Raw genomic sequence first — 16622 nt, forward strand, 5'->3', positions numbered from 1 at the left:
CAGGGAATCGCGCGCAGGTCATCGATGGCGCGGGTCTTCTTGCGCGACGCCGGGCGGCTGCCGATGTTGAGCGTCGCGATCTCGGTGATGACAGTCGATTCCCAGAAATAGTCGACAAAGCCGTCGGTCTCGTAGACGAGATTACGGTACGCCTTGAAGGCCAGCGCCGAGAGCTGCTCCATCGCCTCCAGATATGCGTCCGACGGCGCGCTGTGCTTGGGCGCCAGCAGGCTCGCTTCCAGCGTCGCGGCGGCAAGGATTTCCAGATTGTTGCGGCCGACCTCGGCGTTGGAATATTTGCTCGATATGATCTCGCCCTGCTCGGTGATGCGAATCTGGCCGTCCACGGCGCCGCCGGGCTGCGCCAGGATGGCGTCATAGCTCGGGCCACCGCCGCGCCCGACCGAACCGCCGCGGCCGTGAAACAACCGCATGCGGATGTGATGGCGCTCGAACACATCGATCAGGCCAATCTCGGCCTTGTACAGTTCCCAACCGGACGTGACAAAACCGCCGTCCTTGTTGCTGTCGGAATAGCCGAGCATGACCTCCTGCACGCCGCCGCGACTATCCACCAGACGGCGGTAGTCGTGCAGCGAGAACAGCCGGTCCATGATCGCCGACGACGCCTGCAAATCCTCGATGGTCTCGAATAGCGGCACGACGTGGATCGAGCTGCGGCCGGCGGAGTCGACCAGGCCGACCTCCTTGAGCAGGATCGCCACCTCCAGCATGTCGGAGACGCCCTTGCACATGGAGATGATGCAATGGGGGATCACCCGCGCGCCGAACCGGGCATGGGCCACCGCCGCTTCGCGGAACAGCGCCAGCTCGCCCAGCGTCTCGTCGCTGTATTTCACGAATGGCGAGGTCAGCGGCCGGGTGTTGCGGAGTTCGCCGGTCAGCAGCGCGATGCGCGCGTCCTCGCCGAGTGCGAGATAGGACGTGCCAGGCATCGCGGCATCGATCAGTTCGGCGATGGTGCGCTCGTGCACCGCGGAGTTCTGCCGGATATCGAGGCTGGCGAGATAGAACCCGAAGCAATCCACCGCACGGCGGATCACCCGCAGCCGACCACGCGCGATCACTTTCGAATTGTTGGACACCAGCGAGCGATGCAGCACGTTGAGATCGGCCTTGAACTCCAGCGCGGTGCCATAGGCAGCCGCAACGCCGACCGGATGGCGCCGGGCTTCGACACCCAGCGCGTGCGCGGTGGTTGCCAGCCGGGCATAGATCCCGGACACCGCCAGCCGGTAGGGTTCGCCGGCGCGGTGCGGCGAAGTATCGGGCGAGCGCTGCGCCAGCGCTCGCAATTCATCCGAGACGTCGGCGAGATGGGCGGCGAGCGACAGTTCAGAGCCCAGGACATGCAACTCATCGAGATAGAAATTCATCACCCGCGCGCTCTGCAACGCCAGGGTGCCGCGCATCACCTCGGCGGTGACGAACGGATTGCCGTCGCGGTCGCCGCCGATCCAGCTGCCCATGCGCAGGAACGGTGCCAGCTCCTCCTCGGAGCCGTCGCCATTTAGCCTGTCTTCCAGCGCGTAATGCAGCCGGGGCACTTCGCGCAAAAAAGTGTAGTCGTAGAACGACAGCCCGTTGGCGACCTCGTCGAGCACGGTGAGTTTTGTCCGGCGCAGCAGATTGGTCTGCCACAGCGTCACCACGGCGCGGCGCAGCTGCTCCTCGGACGCCTCGACCTCCTCCGCGGTGAGCTGCATGCGCTCGCGCCGATCGAGCAGAGCGGCGATCTCCATTTCGCGGTCGATGGTGCTCTTGCGGCGGACCTCGGTGGGATGCGCGGTCAGCACCGGCGACACCAGCGCCGTGCCGAAGAATTTTCGCAACGCCGGCGCGTCGATGCCGGCGTCATGGGCGCGGGCGATGGCGCCGGCCAGGGTGTCGGATGACGGCGCGCCACCGGCGCGCTGCGCGCGCATCCGGCGGATGTTGTTCTGGTCCTCGGCGATATTGGCGAGATGGGAAAAATAACTGAAGGCGCGGACGATCCGCACCGTCTCGGCGGTCGACATGCCGTCGAGGATGGTCTCGAGTTCGCGCCGCGCCGGCAGGTCCTCGTCGCGGTGAAAGCGGATCGAGGTCTGGCGTATGCGCTCGACCAGGTCGAACACGCCTTCGCCTTCCTGGTCGCGGACGGTGTCGCCGAGGATGCGGCCGAGCAGCCTGATGTCCTCGCGCAGCCGCGCATCGGCTTCGAGGGCCGCGGCATCGTCGCCGCGGTTGACGGCAGTCTCATGGTCGGATGGCAGGGTCAGGGCTGACACGCGCATACTCCAGAAAGTTACCGGCTCCCTTGAGTCGCAAGTTTTTGCACTGCACGCAAGGCCAAGATACGGGCTTGTCATTTCCCGGACGCGGTGCGGCACGCCGCTGGGAGGCGGAGCAGTGCGCCGCGTCCGGGGAACGGCGGCTGTGCCTAGATCACCCGCCCGGCCTTCGCCCAATAGGGATCGCGCAGCCGGCGCTTGAAGATCTTGCCGGAGTCTTCACGCGGCAGGTTCGACTGGATCTCGATCCGCTTCGGCACCTTGTAATCGGCCAGCGCCTTTTTCAATTGCAGCCGCACCAAAGCGAGATCGAGCACCACGCCGGGCTGCGGCTCGATCACCGCCATCAGCGCTTCGCCGAACTCCTCGTCGGGAATGCCGAACACCGCGCAATCATGCACGCCGGCCACGCCGTGCAGCGCGGCTTCAATTTCGGCGGGGTAGATGTTGACGCCGCCGGAAATCACCATGTCGCGCTTGCGGTCGCAGATGAAGACATAGCCGTCGGCATCGATATAGCCGACATCGCCGGAGGTGATGAAGCCGTCGCGGTCGATCTCGCCGCGCTTGTCCGGCTTGTTGTGATAGGTGAAATCCGGATTGCCGGCGATACGCGAATAGATCTCGCCGATCTCGCCTTGCGGCAGGATTTTCCCGTCATCGTCGAGGAAGCGCAATTCGGCGCCCGGGGCGATCTTGCCGACCGTGCCCGGCTTCTTCAGCGCATCCTCGGAACTGGCGAAGGTGACGGCGCCGGACTCGGTCGAGCCATAGAATTCGAAGATCACCGGGCCCCACCAGTCGATCATCGCGCGCTTCACGTCGGCCGGGCACGGCGCGGCCGCATGGATGACGTGGCGCAGCGACGAAACATCATATTTATCGCGTACTTCCGCGGGCAGTTTCATCAGCCGGATGAACATCGTCGGCACCATGAAGACGGTATCGATCCTTTCATCCTGGATGATGCGCAGGAACTCCTCCGGCTCGAAGCGCGGCATCAGCACCAGCGCGCCGCCGAGCCGGCCGGCGCGCAGCCCGAACGCATTTGGCGCGGAGTGATACAATGGTCCCGGCAACAGCGCCCGCGCGCCCGGCTTCAGGCCATAGACCCGCGCCCGCATCTGGTCGATGGACACCATCTGCTCCGGCGTCGGCATGTTGCGACGGACGCCCTTGGGATGCCCGGTAGTGCCCGAGGTGTAGATCATGTTGGAGGGCTGCGGCAGCGCCGGCCCGGCATAGGGCGCCTGTTCGACCAGCCAGGATTCCAGGTCGATGGCAGTGTCGGGGGCTTCGAGATGCGCGGCATCGATCCTGTAATTGGCGAGGATTTCCGGCGGCGGCGCCACGCTGAGGGTGGTGACACCCGGCGGAATCGCCTCGCGCAGTTGATGCAGCATATCGGCATGGCCGATCACGATGCGACTGCCGGAATCCTGGATCACATAGGTGATTTCTTCCGGCTTGAAGTGCCAGTTCACCGGCACCGCATAGGCGCCGAGCTGCATCACCGCATAGGCGGCTTCCAGAAACGCGATATCGTTGCGCATCAACACGCAGACGCTGTCGCCCGGCTTGACGCCAAGCCGCCGCAGCCCGCCGGCGATCCGCGTGGCGCGCTCGGTAACGTCATTAAAGCTGCGACGGCGCGGTCCGCTGATGATGCCGTTGAACAAAGTGGTCATGGAGCGTTTCCGGAATTGTTATTCTTGATTTTCGATAGCCCCCTCGTCATTGCGAGGTCAGGGAAAGCCAATTGGCTTTCCCCTTAGCCCTTGCGACGAAGCAATCCAGTCTTTGCGGAGTTCGCGGCCATCTGGATTGCCGCGTCGCGGAGTTTATCATCGGGCCGACGAAGCCGGACCCGTTGGCTCCTCGCAATGACGGGGAGAGGCCGGAGCACCTCAGTTCAGCGAACGATCACAGATCCACGAAGTTCGGCGCGCGCTTCTCGATCGTGGCGCGGACGGCCTCGAGCTGGTTGGGCTGGCCCATCAGCGCCGCCTGCTCGACCGATTCCGCCAGCAGCGCCGGGCCGGGGTCGGCGGCCAGATTGTTGAGCAGGCGCTTGGCGGCGCGGATCGCTTGCGGATTCTTGCCAGCGATCTCGCGCGCCATCGCCAGCGCCTCGGCGCGGGGATCATCGACGATGCGGGTGGCGAGGCCGTAGCCCAGCGCTTCCTGCGCCGAGAAGATCCGCCCGGTATAGGTGAGCTCGCGCAAAATATCGTCGCGCACCAGGGAGGCCAGGATCGGGGTGCCCGCCATGTCCGGCACCAGCCCCCATTTGATTTCCATGATCGACATCCGCGCGTCCGGCGCCAGCAGCCGGATGTCGGCGCCGAGCGCCAGCTGGAAGCCGCCGCCGAACGCGACGCCGTGGACCGCGGCGATGACGGGCACCGGCAATTGTCGAAACCCCCATACCGCCTGCTGGGAATGATTGGCGAGGCCATGGGTGCGGGCCGCGAGGTCGCGCTTCGGCGCGCCGGGGATGCCCTCGCCGCCGTGCTCCTTCATGGCAGCAAATCGCCCCATGTCGAGGCCAGCGCAAAACGCCCTGCCCTCGCCCGACAGCACCACCGCGCGAAGCCCCTTTTCGCGGCTGAGCCGGTCCGAGGTGGCCACCAGCGCCTCGAACATCGCCACATCCAGCGCATTCATCTTGTCGGCGCGGACCAGACGGACATCGGCAACGCCGTGCGAAATGGATACCGAAACGCGGTCCTCCATCGGTGTTTCCTCCCTCAATTTTTTATGGCGCGCCGCTTTACAGCCGCGCCTTGTCCGGTTTAGTCAATCAACTAACTAACCCGGAAGCCTCCTCTTAAAGCAGGAAACAGCCATGTTCAATCCGCAGCTTCTCGCAGGGCGAAACATTCTGGTGACGGGGGGCGGCACCGGCCTCGGCAAATCGATGGCGGCGCGTTTCCTCGAACTCGGCGCCGAGGTGCATATCTGCGGTCGCCGCAAGGGCGTCTGCGACGAGACCGCCACCGAGCTGATGGACCTGTATGGCGGCAAGGTCACCAGCCATGGCGTCAACATCGCCGACGCCGCCGCGGTGGATGCGATGATCGAGGGCATTTTTGTCGATCGCCCGCTCACCGACCTGATCAACAACGCCGCCGGCAATTTCATCGCCCGCACCCAGGACCTGACGCCGCGCGGCTTCGACGCCGTCGCCAACATCGTGATGCACGGCACCTTCTATGTGACGCATGCGGTCGGCAAACGATGGATCGCCGGCCACACCCCCGGCAATGTGGTGTCGATCACCGTCACCTGGGTGCGCAATGGTAGCCCCTATGTGGTGCCGTCGACGATGAGCAAATCGGCGATCCACGCCATGACGATGTCGCTGGCCACCGAATGGGGCCGCTATGGCATCCGGTTGAATACGATTGCGCCGGGCGAAATTCCCACCGAGGGCATGAGCAAACGGATAAAACCCGGTGACGAGGCCGGCGCCCGCACCAAGGCGCAGAACCCGATGGGTCGGGTCGGCAAGATGGAGGAATTGCAGAACCTCGCGGTGTTCCTGATCTCCGGCGGCTGCGACTGGATCAATGGCGAGACCATCGCCATGGACGGCGGCCAGGCGCTGGCGATGGGCGGCAATTTCTATCAGCTGCGCGACTGGTCCGACGCCGACTGGACCCAGGCCCGCGACAGCATCAAGGCGCAGAACGACAAGGACAGAGCGGCTCGGGGGTGAACCCATTCCCCGGATGCTGCGCAACGCGTCGCGTTTGCGACGTGGTGCGCTGCTGATCCGGGGCCCCGGTGACGGAAGCAATAACCGGGATCCCGGCTCCGCGGAGCAGCATAAGAATGCTGCACCGCATCCGGGACACCCGCCGTCGATCCGGCTTGTCATTCCCAACTATCAACATCACACTCTCCCCCAACTAATAAAACGCAGGGGGAAATCCATGTCCGTTTCAGAGGCGGCGACGCTGGCAGATGTGCTGCGCCTGCAGGGGCAGATCCGCGGCGATGCCACGGCGCTGGTGTTCGAGGGGCACAGCACCAGTTTTCGCACGCTCGACCGTCACAGCAATGCCGTCGCCAATGGCCTCATGGCGCTCGGCGTGCAGCGCCACGAGCGCGTCGCCTATCTCGGCAAGAACAGCGACGTCTTCATCGAATTGCTGTTCGGCGCCATCAAGGCCGGCATCGTGATGGCGCCGGTGAACTGGCGGCTGGCCGGGCCCGAGATCGCCTTCATCGTCGAGGACTGCAAGGCGGCGATCCTGTTCGTCGGCCCGGAATTCGTCGAGCAGGTTCGCGACCTGCAGTCGCAGCTCCCCGGCGTGCGCTTCTTCATGACCACCGAAGGCGGCGCCTCCGAGTGGCAGGATTTTCGAAGCTGGCGCGACGCGCAAAATGACCGGGACCCCGACACACCGCTCGGCAAGAACGAGGTCGCGATCCAGCTCTACACCTCCGGTACCACCGGCAAGCCGAAGGGCGCCATGCTGTCGCACGACAATTTCCTGTCGCTGCTGCGGATCGCCGAGCAGGACACGCCGGACTGGAACAAATGGACCGAGGACGATGTCTCGCTGGTGGCGATGCCGATCTTTCATATCGGCGGCGTCGGCTGGGCGGTCTACGGCCTGTATCATGGCGCCAAGAGCGTGATCGCGCGGGAGTTCGACCCGACCAAGGTACTGGATTTCTTTGAACGCTTCGGCATCTCGAAACTGTTCCTGGTGCCGGCGGCGATGCAGTTCATCGTGCGGCAGCCGCGCGCGCGCGAGATGGATTTTTCCAGGCTGCGCTACATCCTCTATGGCGCCTCGCCGATTCCGGCGGCGCTGCTGAAGGAATGCATCGCGGTGTTCGGCTGCGGCTTCGTGCAGATGTACGGCATGACCGAGACCACCGGCACCATCGTGGTGCTGGCACCGGAAGACCACGTCGCGGACCGCGCCTGCATCCGCTCCGCCGGCAAGGCGCTCCCGGGCGTCGAGATCGCCATCCTCGATGCCAACAACCAGCCGCTGCCGGTCGGCGAAGTCGGCGAGATCGCCACGCGCTCAGGCTCGAACATGGTGGGCTACTGGAATCTGCCGGACGCCACCGCGCGCACGCTCGACGCCGACAACTGGCTGCGCACGGGAGACGCCGGCTATCTCGACGCCGACGGCTATCTGTATATTCACGACCGCATCAAGGACATGATCATTTCCGGCGGCGAGAACATCTATCCGGCCGAAGTGGAGAGCGCGATCTGCGATCACCCGGATGTCGCCGAGGTCGCGGTGGTCGGCGTGCCCGATGAGGTCTGGGGCGAGGCGGTGAAGGCCATGGTGGTGCTGAAGCCCGGCAAGTGCCTCAGCGCCACCGAGCTGATCGGCTTCACGCGACAGCGCATCGCCGGCTTCAAGACGCCGAAGACGATCGACTTCATCGCCGCCCTACCCCGCAATGCCTCCGGCAAGATTTTGCGACGACACCTGCGCGACCCCTATTGGGAAGGCCGCGAGCGGCAGGTGAACTGAAGCCCGCCCTATATGAATAATGCTCATCACTCACGGCCGTCATTGCGAGTTCGGCACCGGCCTTTCGGCCGATCCTGAGATATGAAAGATAGGACTCGTGTCCCGGACGCGCTGCGGCATTCTCAGGCGATGCCCTTGCATCGCCGGCATGCCGCTCCGCCGGGCCGGGACCGTATCAGGCGACGGCGTTTCTGGCGGTCCCGGCTCCGCGGCGCCTGACGCCTCCCGCGGAGGCGCATGGCGCCGCGTTCGGGACAAGTTTCTTGCTGGGAGCCACCGGGTCCAGCTTCGCCGGCCCGATGATAAACTCCGCGACGCGGCAATGCAGAGAGCCACAAGCAAAGACTGGATGGCTTCGTCGCAAGGGCTAAGAGGAAAGCCAATTGGCTTTCCCTAACCTCGCCATGACGGCGATAAACATTTTAGCGCGCCGATCAAAACAGGACCCAGGTTCCATTGTCACAATCGCCGTGTCACAATCGGACCGTCACAATCCGCCGGCAAGCTCCCGTTAAGCGCTGCGGCGATTTGCTCGGGCGATGACAGAGTTGTGGCTTCCGCAATCTGTGAAGTTCGTGTCATATGATTGACATGACCCACCACGCTGCAAATCCCGTCCTATCATCGTCCACATACCAGCCGCCGCGGCTGGTGCGCGCCAATGGTATCGAGATTTGCTACGACGTGTTCGGCGACGACAGAGCCGAGCCGATGCTGATGATCATGGGGCTCGGTGCCCAGATGATCCATTGGGACGACGAATTCTGCAAGGCGCTGGCGGCACACGGCTACCGCGTGATCCGTTTCGACAACCGCGACATCGGCCTGTCCAGCAAGATGAGCGGCGGCAAGCCGCTGACTTTGTTCGAGGTGGCGAAGCTGCGCTATTTCGGCACCCCGGTCGCCGCCCCATACAAGCTCGCCGACATGGCGACCGACGCGGTCGCGCTGCTCGAAGTCCTGCACATCCGCTCGGCGCATATCGTCGGCGCGTCGATGGGTGGCATGATCGCGCAGGAGATCGCGATCACCTATCCCGAGCGGGTACGATCGCTGACCTCGATCATGTCGACCACCGGACATCCCTCGCTGCCGCAGCCGAGCCGCGCCGTCGCCGCGATGCTGCTGCAGCCGCAGCCGTCGGGCTATGACGCGTTCATTGAGCGGTTCAAGCAGACCTGGCTGTTCCTGCGCGTCGGCAGCTTCCCCGACGACGAGGCGCGCGATCTCGACCGCGCCGAACGCACCTATGCCCGCGGCCTGCATCCCGAAGGCGTCGGCCGCCAGCTCCGCGCCATCCTGGCTTCGGGAAGCCGCAAGAAGCGCCTGAAGTCGGTGACGGCGCCGACGCTGGTGATCCATGGCAGCGTCGACCCACTGGTGCATCCCGATGCCGGCCGCGACACCGCGGCTTCCATCCCCGGCGCCAGGCTGCTGATGATCGAGCGCATGGGCCACGCGATCCCGATCTCGATGTGGAGCGGCATCGTCGACGCGATCGCCAGGCATGCCCATGGCGCGCGGGCCATCAGCCAAACCGTCGCCGGCGCCATTCGAGCAGCCTCGCGCTGACTTCGTCCGGCTGCTCCTGCTGCGTCCAGTGGCCGCTGTTCCTGACCAGATATTTTTCCAGATCCGGGATCAGCCTTTCCATCCCGTCGGCGGCCGACGGCGGCAGCACCGGGTCGTTCTCGGCCATGATCATCAGCGACGGAACCCGAACGATGTGATCGAGGCCGAGGCTGCGCTCCCAGTTCCGCGTCATGTTGCGATACCAGTTGATGCCGCCGGTGAAGCCGGATCGTTCGAAGGCCTCGACGAACACCTGCTTCTCATCTTCCGACAGGATGTTCGGCCGCCGGTCACGGGCCGGATCGTAGCCGGCGACCATTTGCGGAAATGCCAGATTGGTTGTCGCCGCCGCGCCGATGCCCGCGGTCGATGTTTCGTGCGGTGTGGCTGGCTGAGGCTGCCGCGACATCGGCTTGCGCATGAAAAAGTCAAAGGTCTTGCCGACATCGGCGGCGAAGATGCGGTCCGGCTCGCGCGCCGGATCCTGAAACTGGACGATATACATCTGCTCGCCGAACCGCTTGCGGTAGATCTGCAGCGGGTCGACCGGCGCGCGGTCGCTATGCGGGGTGTTGATTCCGACCACACCGGCGACGCGATCGAGATATCGCAACGGCATCTGCCAGACGATGAAGCCGCCCCAGTCGTGACCGACGAAGATCGCCCGGTCGATCTTGAGATGATCGAGCAGGCCGACGAGGTCGCCGGTCAGATGCTCGATATCGTAGTCCTCGACGCTGTCGGGACGGTCGGTAGCGCCGTAGCCGCGCTGGTCCGGAGCGATGACGCGGATGCCGGACTCGGCCAGCGCCTTGATCTGGTGGCGCCAGGAAAATGCCAGTTCGGGCCAGCCATGGCACAGCACCATCGGCGGCGCATCGCTGGCCGGCCCCGCATCATAATAGCCGATGCGGATGCCGTTGACCTGCGCGTAGCGAAGCGGCGGCATCTCGATCATCGGCGCGCTCGCTACTTCTTTTCCGGCATCCGCCCGGTGGCCATCCCGGCCATGTTGACGAACATTTCCTGAAAGCGCTCGCCCATCTTGGGATCGAAGCTGAACCAGCTCTGCATGATGGATTCCGGGGAGAATTTGTCGATGTTGGCCATCATCTTTCCCTGCATCTGCTCCATGATCGCCGCCTGCATCGGCTGCACGTCGGGAAGACCGAAGAAGGCGCGCGCCTCCTCGGGCGAACAGTCCACGACAACAGATACTTTCATCGAACGCTCCTCAATCGATTTCGCCTGTTATGATAGATGGCGAAACAGCGGCAGTATCGCCGCTGTCGACTGTTCGATGCAAGCGAAGTGAATTCGACGGGGCGTCGGTCAGCCGAACCGTTCGACCGAAAACGCCTTGGGATCGGTGAACGGCGACTGCCCGGTAATCATGTCCGCGAGCAATCGACCGCTGACCGGACCGAGCGTCAGACCATGGTGCTGGTGGCCGAAATCGAACCACAGGCCCTTGTGGCGCGGCGCCCGGCTGATCACCGGCAGCATGTCCGGCAGGCAGGGCCGCGAGCCCATCCATGGCTGGCTTTCGATCGGATCGCCGAGCGGAAACATGGCGCGGGCCATCGGCAGCGTGCGCTCGATCTGCACCGGCGTCGGTGGTGCATCGCGGCGGGCGAATTCGGCGCCGGTGGTCAGCCGGATGCCGCGATTCATCGGCGCCAGCAGATAGCCACGGTCCGAATCCAGCACCGGATGATGCAGCACGGCATTGCCCGACGGCGCCAGATGCAAATGATAGCCACGCTTGGTCCTGAGCGGAATGTCATAGCCAAGCGGGCGAAAAATCTGGTCCGACCATGGCCCCAGCGCGACCACGACGTCGCGCCCGACCAGCGCGCCGTTCGGCCCGGCGACGCGCCAGCCGCCATCGCCCTGCACCAGCGTACGCGCATCGGCGGCGATGAAACGGCCGCCCTTGCGGAGGAACAGCGCGGCATAGGCCTTCGCCAGACCGCCGGGATCGGGAATGAAACCGGGCGCCGGCCAATGGATGGCGCCGGCGAAATCGCCGGACAGATTCGGCTCGCGCACGGCGATCGCGGCGGCATCAAGCACATCGCCGGTGACGCCGTAGGCGCGGTCACGCTCCAGTTCCCGGATGCCCTTGGCCAGGCTGGTCTCGGCGCGAAACAGCTTGATCCAGCCAGTCCGCCGCAGCAGGTCCGGCACGCCGGCCTCCTCGATCAGCGCCTCGTGTTCAGACAGGCTGCGCTGGATCAGCGGCAGAGCCGCCATCGCGCTGCGCAACGCCCCGGCCGGCGACGAATTCAGGAAATAACGCATCATCCACGGCAGGAAACCGGGCAGCGCATCGAGATGATAATGCACGTCCGGCGAGCGGTTCAGCGCATATTTCAACAATTGGCTGAAGTCGCGCGGGAACATGTAGGGAAACACCGAGGCGCATTCGATCAGCCCGGCATTGCCATAGCTGGTTTCCTCGCCGGCCCGCTCATGCTTGTCGATCAGCACGACGTTGCGGCCACGCGCCTGCAGATGCAACGCCGCCGAAACACCGACCATGCCCGCGCCAAGCACAAGCACATCCGCCTTAAGTTCGCCCATAGGTACTCCGAAAAATTGACCGTCCTGGCGATTCTGTTAGCGCCTTGCGGTGACGGTAGGATGCGCGGCCACGACGCGCAAACGGCTGTAAGCAATGTTTGCGCCATCTGCCGCGTTTTGCGGCTGACACCGCCGGTAAATCGAGCTTGCGCTGCGGACAGACTCCGCCAACAATGCAAACGTCGCGGCTGTCCGACGATAACCGCAATGGAGAGCGTTACGAGATGTCGATTCGCCAGACCTGCCTTGCTGCCTTCGCATCGTTGATTGCCATTACCCTTACCCCGGCCTCGGCGCAGACATTACGTTACGCCAACCAAGGCGATCTCAAGTCGCTCGACCCCTATACGCTGCGGGAAAGCACCACGATCGCGCATCATGGCCAGGTCTATGAGGGCCTCGTCGCGCGCGACAAGGATCTGTCAACCATTCCGGGCCTCGCCGAAAGCTGGGAAACCCCGGAGCCGACCCGCTGGCGCTTCCATCTGCGCAAGAACGTCAAGTTTCAGAACGGCGACCCCTTCACCGCCGATGATGTGCTGTTTTCCGCCGATCGCGTCCGCGCCAAGGGGTCGGATTTCGCCACCATGGTGGCGAACGACACCAAGATCATCAAGATCGACGATCATACCGTGGACTTCGTGCTGACCGCGCCCAATCCGATCCTGATTTCCCAGTGGGACGTCTGGTACATCATGGACAAGAAGTGGGCGGAAGAGAACAACGCCGTGGCGCCGACGCCGGCCGCCGCGACCACCCCCAGCTACGCCTCGCTGCATGCCAATGGCACCGGCGCTTTCAGCATCGAAAGCCACCAGCCGGGCGTCAAGACCGTGTTCAAGGTCAATCCGAACTGGTGGCGCAAGCCCGAGCATAATCTGAAGGAAATCATCTTCACACCGATCTCCTCCGACGCCACCCGCGTCGCCGCGCTGCTGTCCGGCGAGATCGACATGATGGAGCCGGTGCCGATCCAGGACATCGGTCGGGTCAATTCCAGCGCCAATGCCACCGTCATGAACGGCCCGGAGCTGCGCACCATCTTCCTCGGCATGGACCAGGTGCGCGACGAATTGCTGAACTCCAACATCAAGGGCAAGAACCCCTTCAAGGACATCCGCGTTCGCGAAGCGTTCTACAAGGCAATCGACATCGAACTGATCAAGACCCGCGTGATGCGCGGGCTGTCGACGCCCTCCGCGCTGATGATCGCGCCGCAGCTGTTCAAGCTGTCCGGCGACTTCACCCGCCCGAAATATGATCCGGACGGCGCCAAGAAGCTGCTCACCGAAGCCGGCTATCCCGATGGCTTCGAACTCAGCATGGACTGCCCGAACGACCGCTACGTCAACGACGCCGCGATCTGCCAGGCCGTGGTCGGCATGCTGGCCCGGGTCGGCGTCAAGGTGACGCTGATCGCGCAGCCGAAGGCGCTGTATTTCGCCAAGATCTTCAAATCCGGCAATTACAACACCCCGTTCTATCTGCTCGGCTGGACGCCCTCGACGGCGGACTCGCACAATGTGATGTACGACATCATGGGGTGCCGGGATAATCCGAACAGCTCGCGCGGCCTCACCAATGTCGGCGGCTATTGCAACAAGGAATTCGATGCGGCCGCCGACAAGGTGCTGCAGGAAACCGACCCCAGCAAGCGCGATCTGCTGATCAAGGCGGCGTTCGAGATCAGCAACAAGGATTTCGCCTACATTCCGCTGCACCAGCAGGCGCTGGCTTGGGGCGTTTCCAAGAAGCTCAAGGTGGTGCAGCGCGCCGACAACCAGGTGCTGCCCTACTGGTTCGTGAAGTCGGAATAGGCGGCTTAAAGGCGCCGCACCCAACAGCCGTCATTGCGAGGTCAGGGAAAGCCAATCGGCTTTCCCCTTAGCGAAGCGAGGCGGCAATCCAGAAGGCCGCAAGCAAAGGCTGGATTGCTTCGTCGCAACGGCTCCTCGCAATGACGGGCAAATTCTTAAAAATCCTTGCGAAAGCGAAGGGACGCCATGCTCGCTTTCATTTTGCGCCGAGCCCTGCAATCCGTGGGCGTCATGATCGCCGTCGGCATCATCTCTTTCGCGATGTTTCGCTTCGCCGGCGATCCCGTGAACCAGATGGTGGCGCTCGACACCTCCGCCGCGCAGCGCGCCGAGATCCGCCAATCGCTCGGCCTCGACGATCCCGTCGTGGTCCAGTTCGCGCGGTATTTCATCGATGCCGCGCAGTTCAAGTTCGGGGTGTCCTACCAGTTTCGCCAGCCGGTCTCGGCGCTGCTGAAGGAGCGCATGCCGGCGACGCTGGAACTCGCCACCTGCGCCACCGTGCTGGCGATGGGATTCGGCATATTGATGGGGATCTACTCAGCGCTGCGGCGGGATTCGTTCTTCGCCAAGGTGCTGCAGGCGGTGTCGCTGATCGGCATCTCGTTGCCGACCTTCCTGATCGGCATCCTGCTGATCTATCTGTTCGCGGTCATCCTCGGCTGGCTGCCGTCGTTCGGCCGCGGCGAGGTGGTGAAATTCGGCTGGTGGACCACCGGCCTGCTCACCGTCTCCGGACTCAAGGCGCTGATCATGCCGTCGATCACGCTCGGCCTGTTCCAGATGACACTGATCATGCGGCTGGTGCGCGCCGAAATGCTCGAGGTGCTGCGCACCGATTACATCCGCTTCGCCCGCGCCCGCGGTCTCAGCACCCGCGCGATCCATTTCGGCCACGCGCTGAAGAACACGCTGGTGCCGGTGATCACCGTGGCCGGACTGCAATTCGGATCGGTGATCGCTTTCGCGATCATTACCGAGACGGTGTTTCAATGGCCCGGGATGGGATTGCTGTTCGTGCAGGCGGTGCAGAATGTCGATATTCCGATCATGGCGGCCTATCTGCTGGTGGTGTCATTGATTTTCGTCACCATCAACATGATCGTCGACATCCTCTACACCATTGTCGATCCGCGCCTGCGCGCCACCGTCGGGCGCGCCGCATGAGCAATCGCCCCGCCTCGCCCTCGCTGTTCGCCCGCGCCATCGACAGTGACATCTTCTATTCGTTCCGGCGCTCGAAGCTGACCATGGTGGCCGGCTTCATCGTCGCGGTGCTGCTTTTGCTGGCGGTGTTCGCGCCGCTGTTCGTGGTGCAGGATCCGTTCGATCCGCGCCAGCTCGAACTGATCAATTCGCGGATCTCGCCGCTGTGGACCGCGGAGGGGCAACGACCGTTCCTGCTCGGCACCGACGAACAGGGCCGCGACGTGTTTTCCGCGATTCTCTACGGCATGCGGATTTCGCTGACGGTCGGCATTCTCGGCGTCGGCTTCGCCGCCGTGCTCGGCATCGGGCTTGGCCTGATCGCCGGCTATGTCGGCGGCTGGGTCGACAGCCTGATCATGCGCATCGCCGACGTCCAGCTGACCTTTCCGGCGATCCTGATCGCGCTGCTGATCGACGGCGTCGTCAAATCGGCGCTCGGCAACCACCTCGATGCCACCACCACGCTGCTGGTGCTGGTGGTCGCGATCGGGCTGAGCTTCTGGGTGCAATATGCCCGCACCGTGCGCGGCTCGGTGATGGTGGAAAAAAACCGCGACTATGTCGCCGCGGCCCAGCTGATCGGTCTTCCCGCGCGGGTCATCATGATCCGCCATATTCTGCCGAACACGATGGGGCCGATCCTGGTGATCGCCACCATCAACCTCGCGCTCGCCATCATCACCGAGGCGACTTTGTCGTTTCTCGGCTCCGGCATGCCGGACACCATGCCGTCGCTGGGGACGCTGATCCGGATCGGCAATAATTATCTGTTCTCCGGCGAATGGTGGGTGGTGGCCTTCCCGGGCATCGCGCTGGCCTCGCTGATCCTGTCCATCAACCTGCTTGGCGACTGGCTGCGCGACGCCTTGAACCCGAAATTGCAATGAGCGAACCTGTCCTCTCCGTCCGCGACCTGCGCGTCGAATTCGCCAACCGCCGCGGCGTGTTGCGCGCCATCGACGGCGTTTCCTTCGACATCGCCAAGGGCGAGGTGCTCGGCGTGGTTGGCGAATCCGGCGCCGGCAAATCCGTCACCGGGCTGGCGGCGATCGGGCTGATCGACCCGCCCGGCCGCATTGCCGGCGGCGAGATCTATCTGTCCGGCCTGCGCATCGACAACCTCCCGCCGGACCAGATGCGCCAGATTCGCGGCAAGCGGATCGGCATGATCTTCCAGGACCCGCTGACCAGCCTCAACCCGCTCTACAAGATCGGCGACCAGCTGGTGGAGACCATCCGCACCCACCTCAACCTCAACGAAACCGCGGCGCGCAAACGCGCCATCGACCTGCTCGCCGAGGTCGGCATCCCCGCCCCTGAAAAGCGTATCGACGCCTATCCGCACGAATTCTCCGGCGGCATGCGGCAGCGCGTCGTGATCGCGCTGGCGATCTGCGCCGAACCCGAGCTGATCATCGCCGACGAGCCAACCACCGCGCTCGATGTCTCCGTGCAGGCGCAGATCATCGCGCTGATCAAGCGGCTCGGCCGCGACCATGGCACCGCGGTGATGCTGGTCACCCATGACATGGGCGTGATCGCCGAAACCTCCGACCGCGTCGCCGTGATGTATTCCGGCCGCATCGCCGAGATCGGCCCGGTCCGCGACGTCGTGCAAAATCCGTTGCATC

13 protein-coding genes are annotated in these 16622 nt (G+C 64.1%); 7 read left to right on the forward strand and 6 right to left on the reverse strand.

The window, feature by feature from the left end:
* The 3 genes from ppc to Q0S16_RS09390 form a co-directional block, all read right to left on the reverse strand.
* The coding region (gene ppc, locus Q0S16_RS09380; RefSeq protein WP_295847439.1) for a phosphoenolpyruvate carboxylase at positions 1–2291 on the reverse strand (2291 nt) is incomplete at its 3' end.
* Positions 2292–2443: 152 nt separating this feature from the next.
* Positions 2444–3982: an acyl-CoA synthetase gene (locus tag Q0S16_RS09385; RefSeq protein WP_295847441.1), complete on the reverse strand. Its 1539-nt coding sequence runs from the start codon at positions 3980–3982 to the stop codon at positions 2444–2446.
* A 235-nt stretch (positions 3983–4217) separates the two neighbouring features.
* On the reverse strand, positions 4218–5030 hold the full coding sequence (locus Q0S16_RS09390; protein ID WP_295847443.1) for a crotonase/enoyl-CoA hydratase family protein: 813 nt from the start codon (positions 5028–5030) through the stop codon (positions 4218–4220).
* A gap of 112 nt (positions 5031–5142) precedes the next feature.
* Between Q0S16_RS09390 and Q0S16_RS09395 the strand changes: the two genes are divergently transcribed.
* From Q0S16_RS09395 to Q0S16_RS09405, 3 genes are all read left to right on the forward strand, one after another.
* Positions 5143–6015 carry an SDR family oxidoreductase gene (locus Q0S16_RS09395; RefSeq protein ID WP_295847446.1) on the forward strand — a complete coding sequence of 291 codons (873 nt, stop codon included), beginning with the start codon at positions 5143–5145 and terminating at the stop codon, positions 6013–6015.
* Positions 6016–6232: 217 nt separating this feature from the next.
* On the forward strand, positions 6233–7807 hold the full coding sequence (locus Q0S16_RS09400) for a fatty acid--CoA ligase (protein WP_295847448.1): 1575 nt from the start codon (positions 6233–6235) through the stop codon (positions 7805–7807).
* Between the two features lie 591 nt (positions 7808–8398).
* Entirely contained in the window at positions 8399–9379 is a 981-nt protein-coding gene (locus Q0S16_RS09405) for an alpha/beta hydrolase (protein WP_295847450.1), read from the forward strand.
* On the opposite strand, the gene Q0S16_RS09410 is transcribed toward Q0S16_RS09405, so the two are convergent.
* The 3 genes from Q0S16_RS09410 to Q0S16_RS09420 form a co-directional block, all read right to left on the reverse strand.
* Positions 9336–10337, reverse strand: a complete 1002-nt coding sequence (locus Q0S16_RS09410; RefSeq protein ID WP_295847451.1) for an alpha/beta hydrolase — start codon at positions 10335–10337, stop codon at positions 9336–9338. The two genes, Q0S16_RS09405 and Q0S16_RS09410, sit on opposite strands and share 44 nt — an antisense overlap.
* 11 nt (positions 10338–10348) lie before the next feature.
* Positions 10349–10603 (reverse strand): DUF6489 family protein, encoded by a 255-nt coding sequence (locus tag Q0S16_RS09415; RefSeq protein WP_295847453.1) that lies wholly within the window; start codon positions 10601–10603, stop codon positions 10349–10351.
* Between the two features lie 108 nt (positions 10604–10711).
* The gene (locus Q0S16_RS09420) at positions 10712–11965 is read right to left on the reverse strand and encodes an FAD-dependent oxidoreductase (protein WP_295847455.1); all 1254 of its coding nucleotides are present in this window, start codon (positions 11963–11965) and stop codon (positions 10712–10714) included.
* A gap of 224 nt (positions 11966–12189) precedes the next feature.
* On the opposite strand from Q0S16_RS09420, the gene Q0S16_RS09425 reads away from it, so the two are divergent.
* From Q0S16_RS09425 to Q0S16_RS09440, 4 genes are all read left to right on the forward strand, one after another.
* Positions 12190–13782 carry an ABC transporter substrate-binding protein gene (locus Q0S16_RS09425; protein ID WP_295847457.1) on the forward strand — a complete coding sequence of 531 codons (1593 nt, stop codon included), beginning with the start codon at positions 12190–12192 and terminating at the stop codon, positions 13780–13782.
* 186 nt (positions 13783–13968) lie between these two features.
* Positions 13969–14949 carry an ABC transporter permease gene (locus tag Q0S16_RS09430; protein ID WP_295847459.1) on the forward strand — a complete coding sequence of 327 codons (981 nt, stop codon included), beginning with the start codon at positions 13969–13971 and terminating at the stop codon, positions 14947–14949.
* Positions 14946–15878 (forward strand): ABC transporter permease, encoded by a 933-nt coding sequence (locus tag Q0S16_RS09435; RefSeq protein WP_295847460.1) that lies wholly within the window; start codon positions 14946–14948, stop codon positions 15876–15878. The genes Q0S16_RS09430 and Q0S16_RS09435 overlap by 4 nt, the downstream gene beginning before the upstream one ends.
* Positions 15875–16622, forward strand: a 748-nt coding sequence (locus Q0S16_RS09440) for an ABC transporter ATP-binding protein (RefSeq protein WP_295847462.1), incomplete at its 3' end; no start/stop codon positions are given. The genes Q0S16_RS09435 and Q0S16_RS09440, both read left to right, overlap by 4 nt.

This window comes from Tardiphaga sp., assembly GCF_025356345.1.
Lineage (GTDB): Bacteria > Pseudomonadota > Alphaproteobacteria > Rhizobiales > Xanthobacteraceae > Tardiphaga.

Excerpts from the sequence above, each read along its gene's own strand:
- Q0S16_RS09385 (WP_295847441.1), bottom strand. The coding sequence starts at position 3,982 with ATGACCACTTTGTTCAACGGCATCATCAGCGGACCGCGCCGTCGCAGC.
- Q0S16_RS09390 (WP_295847443.1), bottom strand. The coding sequence starts at position 5,030 with ATGGAGGACCGCGTTTCGGTATCCATTTCGCACGGCGTTGCCGATGTC.
- Q0S16_RS09395 (WP_295847446.1), top strand. The coding sequence starts at position 5,143 with ATGTTCAATCCGCAGCTTCTCGCAGGGCGAAACATTCTGGTGACGGGG.
- Q0S16_RS09400 (WP_295847448.1), top strand. The coding sequence starts at position 6,233 with ATGTCCGTTTCAGAGGCGGCGACGCTGGCAGATGTGCTGCGCCTGCAG.
- Q0S16_RS09405 (WP_295847450.1), top strand. The coding sequence starts at position 8,399 with ATGACCCACCACGCTGCAAATCCCGTCCTATCATCGTCCACATACCAG.
- Q0S16_RS09410 (WP_295847451.1), bottom strand. The coding sequence starts at position 10,337 with ATGATCGAGATGCCGCCGCTTCGCTACGCGCAGGTCAACGGCATCCGC.
- Q0S16_RS09415 (WP_295847453.1), bottom strand. The coding sequence starts at position 10,603 with ATGAAAGTATCTGTTGTCGTGGACTGTTCGCCCGAGGAGGCGCGCGCC.
- Q0S16_RS09420 (WP_295847455.1), bottom strand. The coding sequence starts at position 11,965 with ATGGGCGAACTTAAGGCGGATGTGCTTGTGCTTGGCGCGGGCATGGTC.
- Q0S16_RS09425 (WP_295847457.1), top strand. The coding sequence starts at position 12,190 with ATGTCGATTCGCCAGACCTGCCTTGCTGCCTTCGCATCGTTGATTGCC.
- Q0S16_RS09430 (WP_295847459.1), top strand. The coding sequence starts at position 13,969 with ATGCTCGCTTTCATTTTGCGCCGAGCCCTGCAATCCGTGGGCGTCATG.
- Q0S16_RS09435 (WP_295847460.1), top strand. The coding sequence starts at position 14,946 with ATGAGCAATCGCCCCGCCTCGCCCTCGCTGTTCGCCCGCGCCATCGAC.